At 35.3% G+C, this 15028-nt stretch carries 10 protein-coding genes; 3 read left to right on the top strand and 7 right to left on the bottom strand.

Annotated elements, in window-relative coordinates; all coding sequences use genetic code 11:
• Positions 1–138: 138 nt before the first annotated feature.
• From DB891_RS03990 to DB891_RS03960, 7 genes are all read right to left on the bottom strand, one after another.
• The gene (locus DB891_RS03990) at positions 139–1383 is read right to left on the bottom strand and encodes an MFS transporter (protein ID WP_116760829.1); all 1245 of its coding nucleotides are present in this window, start codon (positions 1381–1383) and stop codon (positions 139–141) included.
• Between the two features lie 98 nt (positions 1384–1481).
• Positions 1482–2666 carry a galactose oxidase gene (locus DB891_RS03985; protein WP_116760827.1) on the bottom strand — a complete coding sequence of 395 codons (1185 nt, stop codon included), beginning with the start codon at positions 2664–2666 and terminating at the stop codon, positions 1482–1484.
• Between the two features lie 7 nt (positions 2667–2673).
• A complete protein-coding gene (locus DB891_RS03980) occupies positions 2674–3603 on the bottom strand; it encodes a dihydrodipicolinate synthase family protein (protein WP_116760825.1) in 930 nt (309 codons plus the stop codon).
• Between the two features lie 94 nt (positions 3604–3697).
• Complete coding sequence (locus tag DB891_RS03975) at positions 3698–5161, bottom strand: RagB/SusD family nutrient uptake outer membrane protein (RefSeq protein WP_116760823.1); 1464 nt, start codon at positions 5159–5161, stop codon at positions 3698–3700.
• 18 nt (positions 5162–5179) lie between these two features.
• Positions 5180–8764, bottom strand: a complete 3585-nt coding sequence (locus DB891_RS03970; protein ID WP_189337092.1) for a TonB-dependent receptor — start codon at positions 8762–8764, stop codon at positions 5180–5182.
• Between the two features lie 245 nt (positions 8765–9009).
• On the bottom strand, positions 9010–10185 hold the full coding sequence (locus DB891_RS03965; protein ID WP_116760819.1) for a FecR family protein: 1176 nt from the start codon (positions 10183–10185) through the stop codon (positions 9010–9012).
• Positions 10186–10312: 127 nt separating this feature from the next.
• On the bottom strand, positions 10313–10924 hold the full coding sequence (locus DB891_RS03960) for a sigma-70 family RNA polymerase sigma factor (protein ID WP_116760817.1): 612 nt from the start codon (positions 10922–10924) through the stop codon (positions 10313–10315).
• Positions 10925–11443: 519 nt separating this feature from the next.
• On the opposite strand from DB891_RS03960, the gene DB891_RS03955 reads away from it, so the two are divergent.
• The 3 genes from DB891_RS03955 to DB891_RS03945 all read left to right on the top strand — a co-directional run bounded on the left by DB891_RS03955 (position 11444) and on the right by DB891_RS03945 (position 14982).
• On the top strand, positions 11444–12721 hold the full coding sequence (locus tag DB891_RS03955) for an MFS transporter (protein ID WP_116760815.1): 1278 nt from the start codon (positions 11444–11446) through the stop codon (positions 12719–12721).
• 5 nt (positions 12722–12726) lie between these two features.
• Positions 12727–13500 (top strand): sulfite exporter TauE/SafE family protein, encoded by a 774-nt coding sequence (locus tag DB891_RS03950; RefSeq protein ID WP_116760814.1) that lies wholly within the window; start codon positions 12727–12729, stop codon positions 13498–13500.
• 66 nt (positions 13501–13566) lie between these two features.
• Complete coding sequence (locus DB891_RS03945; RefSeq protein WP_116760812.1) at positions 13567–14982, top strand: amidohydrolase family protein; 1416 nt, start codon at positions 13567–13569, stop codon at positions 14980–14982.
• Positions 14983–15028: the final 46 nt, after the last annotated feature.

Raw genomic sequence — 15028 nt, 5'->3', positions numbered from 1 at the left:
ATTTTTATTTAATACAATGTTCTAATGTTTCAGAAATATCGGCCAAGGTGAAAGTTCAGATTTCACCTCGGCAGATAAACAACCAACCAAATAACTCAACTTAAAAAACTTAAAAACTAAAATTCAAACCTGATGCAATTATGCATCCGTATAATCGTTTACTTGTGGACGTAGAAAAATAATTTGAACCAATAATGCAACCAATACAACACCCGCCATCATTGCAAAGCCGTTTCCTAATGTCCCTTCGTCTGCATATTTTCCTAATATTGAAGTAACCAATGCACCACACCCCACTCCTGTCATATTCAAAACTCCATAAGCAGTTGCTCTGTATTTTGAAGACACAAACTGACAAAGAATGGGCATATTATTGGCATCGAACATTCCGTAACCAATCCCAAAACAAAGACCCGCTATAATAATATGGTGTATTGAACTTCCAAAACCAATCAACAATAATGCAGGAATTGTTAAACTCAGCCCGATAGCACTTGTATAGACTCTCCCTTTAACATTTACCAGTACCCATTTGTCTGACAATATCCCTCCGAAAATTACCCCCAACAAAGAAGACATTGAGATTGTTATCGTTGCCAATGGCCCAGCCTGTTCCATAGAAATCCTTAAATTATCCGAGAATAATGTTGGCAACCAGTTCTTGGTAGCCCAACCCGGTAAACTGATTGTGGCGAAAAAGAATAAAATAATCCAAAACGAAATATTCGTAAATAACAATCCTAATCCTTTAAAAACAGAGCCTTTTTCTTTTGTACTATTTAAATTCGTATCTAACTTTTTTTGTTCTGAAACCTTTTTCTCGAAAAGGAAGAATACCAAAACAAAAGCGTAAACAATTCCAATTAATCCAAAATAATGAAAGGTAGCGTGCCAAGAATATGCGCCAGCAATTGTAGCTCCAAATCCTCCTAAAGCCGACCCAACATAAAGTCCGGTCATGTGGATTCCTATGGCAAGTGATCTTGATTTCTGCTGATGATAATCGGCAATCAAGGATAATCCAGCAGGGATATACAATGCCTCGCTAACCCCCATAAGTGCCCTTAACCAATACACTTGATTGTAACTTGTAGCGTATCCCATAGCATAGGTAACTGCAGACCAAACGAATAGACTACCAACAATGAGCCATTTTCTATTTAATTTGTCGGCTATAATCCCAGATACAGGACTCATCAAAGCATATATCCAAAGAAATATTGCCATTAAGCGTCCGAAATTCTCTCCAGAAACCAGTTCCGGAATATCCGCCTCCATTGAGGGACGCATGGTCGCCAACATTTGTCTGTCCATGTAGTTGAGCAAGGCAACAACCCATAGCAAGCCCACTACTATCCACGGATAATATTTTGAGTTCTTCATAATTTGTTTGTAATTAAAATGTATTCTAATGATTTTTATCTTCTTCTATTGGGGTAAAAGAAAAATAGCTAACTAGAAAAATGTAAGATTTGATTATTTTATTTTATTTTTCCTAACATTACATTAGGTGTTCGTATTCCCGGTTTTATTTCACCATTAGACAAAATAATGTCATCACCCCATAACACAGCAGTTGTTGTAACCTGTGCCAAAAATGGTAACTCCCCTACTTTTGTCCAAGTATCCGTCAGTGTATTATACAACAACATCCCTTTATAAAACCCTTGATGCTGGGTATTCAACACATTTTTATCTGCAATAAGCTTCTCCTTTTCTGCTATTGAATTTGCTTGGGCGATTTGTGATAAAAAAGTTTCGATTTTATGGAAAACAAGACCATTATCTCCTCCAAGAATTAAAATCGAATGAGTTCCTAAAGCAACAGCGGCACCAGCAGAAAAATTTGTGGCATTTGTTCCGTCGGATATATCAGCGACGCTTGACCACGTTTGTTTTTTTAGATTAAAAACGAAAGTAGTACTGTGTAAATCACTGATGCCGGTTGCTGTTTTGGTTCTCCCTCCAATAACAAAAATTGCTGTACCCTCTTTTGTTTCTTGCACCACCGCAACAGCATTAGCCAATGCAATGGGCAAATTTGGCAGCTCTTTCCACTCTGGATTCAAAACATTTAAATCCAAGCTATAAAAAAGATTAGACGATTTTTTGGCTTCATCTCCACCAATTGCGTAAACCACATTTCCAATATGAGTCAGGGTAATATTGGTCATAGCCAAAGGAAATTGAGGCAAAGACAGAATCGCAACATCATTTCTGGAATCTTTCCACTTCAAGATATGCGCTTTATTGGATAGTCCTTTTTCATTTTCCCCTCCTACATATACTACACCCAAATCGGTTGAAGTTACTCCGCAATAGGCAATGGGTTCCGGTAATCTAGCTTTAGTCTTTTTATTCCAAATAAAATCCTCATGCTTTTTTTGCAACACATGGATTTCATCAGAATATCTTTTTGCTCCACCTTCCCACGGCATTTTATCAGGAAAATTGGCTCCACCGGTCACAATAAAAACATTTTTATGTACCCCATTTATTGCACCGGCAAAACCAAGTGATTTAGTCCCATCTGGATTTTGCACATGAGCTGCATTTTTCCATTCGATAGTATTAAAATCTTTATTTTGAGAAGAAACGGTTGTTGTTATTGACATCATAAAAAGTAATGGAATTAGAGAAAGTAATACCTTTTCTATTGAATTCATCTATAAACTAAGTTGTGGGATTTGATTTAAAGCTTTTGAAATCTAAACTTTCCACATCTTTTTGGAAGTCCACAAACTGTTCTATACTCATGTTTTTAATGGGTAATCTGAACTCGCCTAAATTCAATCCTACAACTTTCATATAGGCTTTTCCAACAGAAATTCCGCCATACTTGCCTAAAAGACGAATCATGTTAATTGATTTTTGCTGTAAAACACGAGCTGCAGCTAAATCATTTGTATTGAAAGCATCAATCAATTTGTAGTACAAAGGAGCTGCATAATTAAAAGTACTTCCAACAGCACCTTTGGCTCCCAGCACTAAAGCAGACAACATGTTTTCGTCACGTCCCCAAAGCATATCGTATTTACCGTCTTTATAGCTCATACAGCTTTGAAAATCCATAAAATCTTCATGCGTATATTTTACTCCGGCAAAATTGTCCAGTTTACCATCCAGTGCTTGAACCAAATCAAACATAGGTACATTTACGCCTGTCAAAACTGGAATGTGGTAGTAATATAAAGGCATATTGGGTACGCTTTCTCCAACCATAATACAAGCTTGGGCCAGCATATCAACATTGGCTGGTTTAAAATAAAAAGGAGACGTTAAGGAAACTGCATACAATCCAATTTCATAAGCGTGTTTGGCCAAATCAATGCAATCCGAAAGACAAGTCCCTCCCAAAAATACCATTACTTTAAAATCGGCATCGTGATTGGAACAATCTGCCCATGCTTGTGCTACGGCTTTTTTTTCTTCTAAAGTAATAGAAACTCCTTCGCCTGTTGAACCATTTATGAAAGCCCCTGTAATTTTATTTTGTTTTAAAAATGCGTAGTATCCTGGTATTAAGCTAACATCTAATGTTCCATCGCTGTTAAATGGTGTGAATGGTGCAGCTATAAGTCCTTGTAAGTGTTGTATGTTCATGATGTTTTATCGTTAAATTATGGGTGTTAATTGACCAAGCCGAAAATTTTTAAATTTTCGACTCAATCAGTCAACGGTAAAATTTTAATCTAAATTAGTACCCAGGATTTTGGGTTACTTTTGGATTGTAGTTAATTGTGTTTTGAGATATTGGGAATACTATTTGTTTCCCAGCCATAGATGGAACAGTCGCCGTTTTATTAAAACGAACTAAATCCCACCATGATTTCCCTTCAAAAGCTAGTTCTTTTAGACGTTCTTTTAAAATAACATCATCATTAGCAGCTTGTGAAGAATTGGTAAATGCAGCAGTAGCATCAGCTCTTTGCATCACTTGATTCATCTCTAGAGTTGGATCTTGCCCCAAAGCATTCTTTATTTCGGCTTTCATCAATAAAATATCTGCCCAACGATAAATAATGATGTCACTGGTAAATCGTCTTAATGTACCATCAACAGTACCGTTGTATTTCATTAAACCCGTAACCACATCTGCAGTATTTGCAGTGTTTCTTAGGGTTAAGTAAGTGGCACCTTTTCGAGCGTCAGTGGCTGCAAAATTAAAACGTGCAGGATCGGGTTGTACTCTGGAAATACCCGCATTACCAGACCCGGAACCCAGTGTTCCAAACATTGCAATTGCTTCTGCAGTTGTAGCACCTGAATAATCATTTGGCCCAACATACATAAAAGAATTCCAGTTATCCGATAAATTTGAAGGAACATCCGTCAATGAATAACGAACCGCAAAAAGCACTTCATTATTTCCTTTATTCGCGTAATTGAATACGTCTTTATAATTAGGCAATAAAGCGGGACCTGCAGCAATCGCATTTATGGCATCTAGAGCAATGTTCAAATCTGTAGCTCCACCTGCCAATTGTTTAGCAGTCCATAAATTCACGTCCGCTTTTAAAGCATATGCGGCTGATTTAGACAATTGCACTTTATTATTATTTGCATCCGGAAAATTAGCAAGAGCCAAATCAATATCCGATTTAATGAATGCAAAAGTTTCAGCCAAAGTGTTACGCGGAACAATATATTCGTTTTGATTCGTATTCTCTGTTGGTGTTGTAACGATCGGAACACCCCCCCAAGAACGGGCCATAATAAAATAAGCCAAAGCTCTCATCGTATAGGCTTGAGCCAGATACCTTTTTTGCTCGTTTAAAGTAGATGGACTAAACTGAATAGTTGGGACATACTTCAAAATTAGATTCGCTTGTTGTACAACAGTATATAGACCAGCCCAATCTACATCTACATTTTGAGCCGTAAGATTGTTGTTGTAATAATTCGCTAAAGTTAATGGCGATTGATTACCTCCTTTAATTTCCGCACTTCTTGCACCCCCCAATAAATAATAATTTTGTTGCGTTTGTGTTCTAAAATTAAAATACAATCCATTGATAGCTGCCTTTGCATCATCCTCTGTTTTCCAAAAAACGTCAGAAGTGATTACACTTTCGGATTCTAAGTTTAAGTCGTCTGCGCAAGAATTCAATAGCGAGAGACAAGCGAATAAGATAGAATATAATATATATTTATTTTTCATGTTGTTTAATATTAAAATTTACAGACTTACATTTAATCCAAGTATAATATTTCTTGGTACAGGATAGGTTCCTGTAGCTCCAGCCGAATTTAAACCTTGACTAGACCCTCCATCTATACCTTGAACTTCAGGATTTAAACCTTTATATTTAGTAAAATAATGAAGATTACTTCCCGTTAGATAAAGACGAGCCGATGCCAATTTTATTTTATTTACAAAAGAAGTAGGAACGGTATATCCTAAAGTGATTTCTCTTAAACATAAATAATCCCCACTTTCATAATAACGGCTATTTCCTTGAAACATATTTGTGTTATAAGCTGCTCCACTGGCTTCAGATCTAAATAAGTTATTTTGATTGGTTTGATCAGCCCAACGATAACGAGGTACATCTGTAATGTCTCCTTCTTTTTGCCAAGATTGTAAACTTTCGGCTAGCAACCCATAATTCCCTTGAAATTGACCTACAAAACGAGCTCTGGCTTCATTGTATATTGTTGCCCCTAAAGAATAATCTGTTCTTACCACTAATGAAAATCCTTTATAACTTACATCAAAATTAAAACCTCCTACATATTTAGGAAACATATTCCCCATAAAGGTTCTGTCTTTACTGTCGATAACACCATTGGCATCTGTGTCTTCAAAAACAGCGTCTCCAGGATATTTAATTCCATTTGGATTTCCACCTGCTGCATTCGTTTTAGTCACATAAGTATCTTTTGTTGTTGCATTATAGGCATCCGCAGCGGCTTGTGTTGGAAGAATATACAATTGTTTATGAGCGTAAAAATCTCCAATTTTTTGTCCTTCTTGTGATCCACCTACATATACATACGATCCACTTCCAGCATCCCAAATTTGAGTACCACCAATTCTGTTGTTTAAATTTCCATTGTAAGGAAGTGTTTCGATAACATTGGTATTGTGAGATATAATAAATCCAGCATTAATTTTCAAATCATTTTGATTGTAAATATTTGCTGCCAATTCCATTTCGAATCCTTTACTTCTTAAACCACCAAGATTGGTCAAAACTGTTGAGAATCCACTATTAGAAGGTAATGTCAAATTGGTTAATAAATCCGAAGTCAATTTGTTATAAAAATCCCCAATTAATCTAATTCTATCTTGGTTAATCCCTAAATCAAAACCAATGTTGTTCGTTTGTGATTGCTCCCATTTCAACCCAGGATTGGCAATTTGAGAGTTAACAATAGCCGATTGACCGTTGTAATTATTGGCAATTCCGTTGGTAGACCCTGAATACAATCCTCCAGCTTGAAAATCGCCCAAGGTTCCTAAATTTCCATTGATACCAAAACTTCCTCTTAATTTGAATGAAGACACAACTGTTGGCATTACTTTCCAAAATTCTTCTTCATGAGCATTCCATCCTACAGATACACCAGGAAAAAAACCGTATTTATTGTCTGGTCCTAAATTTGAAGCGCCATCATAACGGAAAGATCCCGTAAATAAATACCTGTTTTTATAATCGTAATTCAAACGTCCGAAAACGCCATTCATTACCAATTTGGTATTATTGGCATAAACTGAAACTGGAATTGGAGAAGAATCTAATGTTTGTGCAAGATCTGAAGGACTTCCTTTTCCTGAAGCATTAAATGATTTTATAGTTCTTCCATAATTGGAAGCCCCTAATTTCGCTTGAAAATTACCTACTTCATCAATCGATTTCGTATACGTAAAAACCCCTTCGAATTGTGTTTGAAACAAACGATTATTTACTTGAGAAGCTGGTCGAGTATTATCAACTAACCCCGTATTTCCACTTAGAAAGGCTTGTTGAAAAACATTTCCGGAAGTATTTTCACTATACAATGACATCGATGGTGTAAAAACTAAATCTTTTGTAAGTCTTAAATCTCCATCAATTGCTAATTGCAATTTTTCATTTTCATTAATCCCTTTTACTTTCCCCATTTGATACAATGGATTTCCGTTTATGTTATTCTGACCCGGAGCTAATGTACCATCTTCTAATAAGAATTTTGTAGTTGGAGCATTTCCTAAATACCTATTAAAGACAACACTATTGCTCACTACTTGATTGTTATTTGATCTAGCATATAACATTTTACCATTTAAAGTAAAATTATCGGCCAAAGTAAAAGAAGCATTCATCTTTGCAGTAAATCTTTCGTAACCTGTAAAGATTGTAACCCCATCTCCTTTTAAATATCCTAAACTTAAATCGAAAAGGCTTTTATCTGTCCCTCCACTAAAATTTAAATTATGATTTTGCGTCAAAGCATCTTGAAACAAAACATCATTCCAATCTGTACTTTTAAACATAATTGTATTGGATGTATTAAGAGGATCTACCATTTCTTCCCAGCCTTTAGCTTGTAAGGAGGCTATCGTTTCTGCAGACAAACTAGATTTCAATAAAGTGGCAAAAGCTGTATTATTATTTAAATTATTCCCAGTTCCATAAGGAGTTGCCCCAACTAATTGATTGTCTCTAGCATTAGGACGTGTACCACCCATAATATCGGCAGCATTTTTAACTCCCAAACGAGATAATCGTATAAAGTCTTCTCCGCCCAAAAATTTGTATTCTTTGGCAACTTGACTGAATTGAGAAGAATACCCATAAGTAATTTTAGTTTTCCCAACTTTACCAACAGAAGTCGTAATAATAACTACCCCATTAGACCCACGTGCACCATAAATGGAAGTTGATGCTGCGTCTTTTAATACTTGCAATGAAGCAATATCGGCCGAGTTAATATCATCAATTTGGCTACGAATAACCCCATCAACAATATATAATGGTGTAGCTCCTGCAGGATTATCAATAGAAGTACCACCACGAACTATAATACTTGACGCTTTACCCGGTTGACCAGATGCAGTACGAACAACTACACCACTCACATTCCCTTGCAATGCTTGTGTTACATTAGAATAAGGTACGTTTTCTAAAACTTTTTTATCTAATTTAGAAACCGAAGTACTCACCGTTCTTCTATTCTGAGAACCATACCCAACAACAATTACTTCATTCATTTGTTGTCCAACTTCTTTTAATACAATATTGAGTGGTCCATCATTAATAATCTTAACTTCCTGATCTTGTAAACCTATATAAGTAACAACTAATACAGTCACATCATCTGGAATTTCAATTTCAAAAGAGCCGTCAACATCAGTCTGTGTAGAAACTTTTGTGCCTTTAGCCAATATATTTACTCCAGCTAACGATTCCCCTTTTTCATTGACAACCCTACCTTTTATTTTTCTGCTAACCGGTGCAATCTTTGTTTTCTTTATCGTATTCTCTACTTTTGGAATTAAAGAAATTGTTTTACCTTGAATAATCCATTTTACAGGTGCATTTTTGAAAGCTTCTTGCAAAACCGTTTCAATTGATGCGTTTTTTACGTCTATTGAGATGGGTTTAACATTATTTAAAATGGTCACATCATAGAAAAAAACATAGGTTGTTTGTTCTTTTATAACAGATAACATTTTTTTTGCTGTTACGTTCTTCCCGGAGAAAGTTATCGTTTGTGAAGATACTGCTGCCGAAACATTTAATGTCAAAGCAATTATCAATATGGACGTTAATTTCATAACTTTCCAGAATTTAGGTGTAAGCCAAGAATTTCTTGACTTGCATTTTGGTAATAATTTCATACTTTTGTAATGATTTTGGTTAATAATAAATTTTCCTTGCTTGGTCTATTTATCTGTTTTTCCAGTCATAGTTCCTTTGTACTAAGGAACAAGCCAGCGATGCTTCCAACATCTGCTGGCTTTTTTATTGGATCACAAATAAATATTTTATAAAAAAGGGTCTCCCCGATTTGTCTTTATCCTTAAGGCATTACTCTCAAAACTTTGCCTTCTATTTTAAAATGAACATTATTTCCTTCTAAAATTTTCAAAACTTGCGATAATTCTAAGTCTCTGTTTATTTCTCCTTCAAAATTTCTGGAAACAACCCCTTTATCTATAACAACATCTACATCATACCAACGACTTAATTGACGCAATACCGTTTCAAGACTGGCATTCTCAAAATGGAACATCCCTTTTTTCCAAGCCAGTACCGCATCAAAATTCTCAAGATCTTTGACCTTTACACCACCCGTATTTTTAATTTCGGCTTGCTGACCCGGTTTCAGAAGTACTTTTTTATCTTTTCTACCTACCAATACACTACCTTCCATAAGTGTGGTGTTAATTTTGGCCTCATCATTATACCCATTGATATTAAAATGAGTACCCAATACTTTTACTTCAATATCATTAACTGTTACCGTAAAAGGTTTACTCTTATCTTTGGCCACTTCAAAATAAGCTTCTCCTATTATGGTCACTCTTCTTTCATCATCCGAAAAAGAAGTTGGAAAAGAGATAGAAGATGAAGCATTAAGCCAAACTTTTGTACCATCCGATAATTCTAATTTATATTGTCTTCCTCTCGGTGTTGTCATTTTATTAATTACAGAATGTGCATTACTACCTTCGGTATAAACCAATTCTCCATCCTTTTTAGAAACAGCAGTATTATTCTGATTCGCTAAAACCCCATTTGCAACACTATCCAAAACAATTTGAGATCCATCTCCTAAAGTAAGTATTGCTCCAGATCTTCCTGGCATTATCACATTATTCTTTTCATTACTTACTATAACTGGCGATGGCTTAGAATGATTGTATGTAAAATAACCAAGCCCCATAACTAATACTACACTAGCTGCAACTAGCAATCTTCTCCAATTGAATAAAGTAAAATCAGCTTCTTCTTCCTCTTCTTCTTCTTCAGTACTATTCATTTTGCCTCTAAGAGATTGAATGAATTGCTGAGTAGATTCTGGATTTGCTTTAATTGGTTCTATACGATCATAATTTTCACGAAGTATAAAATCTAAATCGTCTGCATATTGAGGATCATCAATCATTTTTAATAACTGTGCTTTCCCTTCAGGAGATATTTCTCCTGAAACAAACTGATACATAAGTTCTTTAAACACTTCTTTTTGATACATAACTAAAAGATTTAAGCCAGTAAGGATGTCCTTCTTATATAAAGACGAGGATACTTTACTAAAGTGGCAATGAAAATGGTGAAAAAATTAAAAAAAGAGTAAAAAAATATTTAGAGCCCAATAATAATCACAAAAAAATAGCAATAAACGAATAGAATCCCAGACAAATTAGGATCAATAAATGAATACCATAATGCTTGTTAAGGTAGATTCTAAGGAAGTTTAAGGCCTCCAACAAATGCCAACGTATGGTCCTTTTGGCAAGACCCAATTCTTCGCTGATAAAATCGGCATCTTTTCCTTCTAAACGGCTTAATAAAAAAATAGTACGTCTGGGTTCTCCCAAAAGATTGGCTCCTTCGTTTATAATTCGATCCAACTCCTTATACTCATATTGCTCATCTGGTTTCAGAAACATTTCTTGGAGTTTTTCTCCTTTAAAAGATTCTGTTTCGACTAACTTTTTACGAATATGGGTAATAATTAAATTGCGACTTACAATAAAAAGATAGTTATCAAAACTTTTTACTTCGGATAGCTTCTCTCTTTTTTGCCAAATTTGGATAAATATATCTTGGGTAAGCTCTTCGGCAACAGGATATGATTTCACAAAACTCAGAGCATGTTGTAAAACTTTTTGCCAATATTTCTCGACGAAATAAGTATAAGCCATTTCGTTCCCTGATGCCAATTCTGATAAAATAATTGACTCATCTAAAGACTGCAATGGTGATTTCATAACAATTTTTCGGGGGTTGGTTTGTTTAATATCTGTTAAGCAAACTTAACTAAATATATTAAACTATTAAAAAATAAAAAGATAAGCTACATATAACAAACCAAATTAGTTAAAATCACATGTTATTTCTCCAAAATAATAGTCATTACAATTTAGAATTCAATCAACACAAAAAAAACCACATCAATCTATATACCAACACATTAAAGTAAAAAATCAAATACAAAATGACAAATCTACAAACTGTACTAAGCTCATTTGCTTTTATTTTCCTGTATTTCCGCTTTACAACAAAACAACTATTTTTTTTGTTTGTAAGAAAGTAGAGTTATACAAAAAAAACATTCAAACCCACTCATTTACCATAAAGCAAATAGCACCAAACCAAGACCTAAAACTTGCACAACAAATCCCTGTCGATTATATTTGGCTGAGCGTTTTAAAAGAAAACCATAGCCTCTTAGAACTTTACGACCAATAAACCGAATTAACCAAACCAAAAATAAAGACCAAATCCTAATGAATAGCATTCCTGACACAATAACAACAAAATCGAAATCCATTCTTAATGCTGCCGTAATTGTAGCCGCCCTAGGCTATTTTGTAGACATTTATGATTTACTGCTTTTTGGGATTGTCCGTACCGATAGCCTCAAAGACCTAGGAATAACAGGCGATGCCATTCGGGATCAAGGAGAATATTTGATTAGCATGCAAATGTTCGGAATGCTTTTCGGAGGAATTCTTTGGGGGGTTTTAGGGGATAAAAAAGGAAGAATATCCGTTTTATTTGGTTCGATATTAATTTATTCGGTTGCCAATATTGCCAACGGAATGGTCACCACCGTTGGTGGTTACGCTTTTTGGAGATTGATTGCTGGAATAGGACTCGCTGGAGAATTGGGCGCCGGAATCACCTTGGTTACCGAATCATTGCCCAAAGAAAAACGCGGTTACGGAACCATGATTGTTGCTTCGGTAGGGGTTTCTGGAGCTGTTGCTGCCTATCTGGTCTATCAAGTTTTTCAGGATTGGCGTTTGTGTTATTATGCTGGTGGAATTCTTGGCATCTTGTTGTTGTTTTTAAGAATCAGTATTACCGAATCGGGTATGTTCAAACAAATTCAACAAAGCGAAGAAAAAAAGGGGGATTTCCTTTCTTTGTTTACCGATAAAAAAAGGTTTTCAAAATACCTTCAATGCATTCTTATTGGGATTCCGCTTTGGTTTTTGGTGGGCGTTCTGATTACTTTCTCACCCGAATTTGCCAAAGCCCTTGGCGTACAACAAGCCGAAACCATCGCCGCAGGAAAAGCAATTGCCTTTTGCTACACTGGTTTGGTTTTTGGGGATATTGCCAGCGGATTATTCAGTCAATGGCTAAAAAGCCGAAAAAAAATCATGGGCTTGTTTTTGATTTTTAATCTGATAATGGTTTTTGTTTATTTGAATGCATTCGGGATTTCTGCTTCCTCTTTTTATTTACTTTGCTTTGCTATGGGATTCTCTGTGGGGTATTGGGTTTTATTTGTAACCATAGCTGCCGAGCAATTCGGCACTAATATCAGGGCTACCGTAACTACTACTGTTCCTAATTTTGTTCGGGGTTCGCTTCCGCTAATTATTTTAATCTATAGTTTTTTTCGTGACCGCCTTTTCGAAGGAGATATTCTTAAATCGGGTATGATCGTTGGTGCCTTATTATCTATTATTTCTTTATTGGCACTGTGGAAACTGAAGGAAACCTTTCATGTTGACTTGGATTATACCGAAAAAGGCAACGAAACTTTTATTTAAAACAAATGGAATATCTAATTATTTGCCTTGCAGCCTTAATCGGTTCTGGACTAACTTTATTCTCTGGATTTGGGCTAGGAACAATCCTTGTACCCGTATTTGGATTATTTTTCCCTATCGAAATAGCGATAATGCTCACAGCGATCGTCCATTTTTTGAACAACCTTTTCAAGTTATTTTTATTGGGTAAAAATGCGAATCGAAACGTGGTATTCCGTTTCGGGATTCCCGCTATTGCATTTGCTTTTCTTGGTGCCTATCTCCTATCTTTATTAACCGAAATGCATTCTGTTTTGGACTATCAAATAGAAAATCATACTTTCGAAATTATGCCTATAAAATTAATTATCGGCATCGTTTTGCTGTTTTTTTCTCTTTTCGAAGTAATTCCAAGTTTAACCAATCTGCAGTTTGATCAAAAATATTTGCCTCTTGGTGGGGTTTTAAGTGGCTTTTTTGGTGGACTTTCCGGAAATCAAGGCGCATTGAGAGCCGCTTTTTTAATTCGAGCCAATCTTTCACCTCAATCGTATATTGCCACAGGAGTTGTAATTGCCTGTCTGATTGACATCTCTAGACTTTTTATTTATTCAAAGGAAATAATAATTCACCATAATCAATTTGATTACCTCTTGTTGGGCTTAGCAACATTATCCGCTTTTATCGGAGCCTATTTTGGAAATAAATTATTAAAAAAAGTGACCATAAAAAACCTTCAAACCCTAGTTGCTACAATGTTAATTCTCTTTGCTTTACTACTAATTCTTGGGGTCATTTGATAAATTTCAGAATTACCAATTTTTTTTTAATTTTTATTTGAAGTATATTTGAATGAAATTTATACTATGAAGATATTTTTTACCTTCCTTTTTACCATCCTATTCCAAGTAGGTTTTTCCCAATCGGCCAATCAGTATTTTGAAAAAATTAGAAATAACGAAGCCGAGCTGACCGCTTTCTTTGCCCAAATGCCCAAAGGAGGCGATTTACACCACCATTATTCTGGTTCTATTTATGCCGAACCTTTATTAGCCCACGCCATTGACGAGGATTTTTATCTCAATACCCAAACCATGACTGTTAGTAAAGAAAAACAGACTGGTAGCGACTGGATATTATTTTCGACTTTGAAAAATAATGGAGAATTGGATACCTACAAACAAAAAATAATGCAAAAATGGTCTGTCAAAGATTATAATAATGTCGATTATCCTTCGGACAAATTGTTTTTCGAATCCTTTATGAAGTTCGAACCCGCTATAAAAGGCAATTTTGAAGCTGGTTTATTGGAATTAAAAAATAGAGCCATTAAGGAAAATGTAAGTTACATCGAAACCCAATTATCTACTATTCCTTGTGCAATAAAAACGGATGATTTAGCTCAATACAATGCTCAATTGAGACAAATGGCGGCTAACAAAAACGAAAAAGCCGTTATGCAATCTTTGGATTCATTGTATGCCATTTTCATCCAAAAAGAAGCCAAAAAATACGCCGCTGATTTTAATACCAATTTTGTTGCCAAAATGCACAAAGAGCTCAAAATGGATGACAAACAATTCACAATGCGCTACCAAAATTTTGTGTTGCGTTTCATGGAACCGGTGGATTTATTCAAAAATCTTGTGGTTGCTTTTATATCGGCCGATAGCAGTCCGCTGATGGCGGGAGTGAATATCGTTTCTCCCGAAGATGGCGAAACATCCATGAAAGATTATTGGCTACACATGGTCATGTTCAAGTATTGCCACAGCCGTTTCCCGAAGGTAAAATATACCATGCATGCCGGTGAACTCACCTTAGGATTAGTTCGCCCCGAAGAATTGACTTGGCATATCAATGCCGCAGTTTATACCGCTGGCGCCAATAGAATCGGACATGGAGTAGATATGGCTTACGAGGAAAATAGTTATGAATTAATGCGTTACATGGCCAAGAATAACATTCCAATCGAAATCAATCTTGCCAGTAATGAGTTCATTTTAAAAGTAAAAGAAAACCGTCATCCTATTATTCTGTACAAAGAATTTGGAGTACCAATAGTCATAAGTACAGACGATGCCGGAATATTACGAACCAATATGACCGAACAATATGTTTTACTGGCCAAAAGATACCAAACCATTTCCTATACCGATATCAAACAATTTGTTTATAACAGTATCAATTATAGTTTCATACAAGACCCTGCAGTAAAAAAACAACTAATTCAAGATTTGGATAATCAATTTAAGACTTTTGAAACTAATTTCTCAAAGTAGTACCTTTTACTCTTCTTTATTATATTTCAGATCATTGGTTTAAAAA

It is taken from the genome of Flavobacterium laiguense, assembly GCF_003097655.1.
GTDB classification, from domain to species: domain Bacteria; phylum Bacteroidota; class Bacteroidia; order Flavobacteriales; family Flavobacteriaceae; genus Flavobacterium; species Flavobacterium laiguense.
This window is presented reverse-complemented; position numbering and strand designations above follow the sequence as displayed.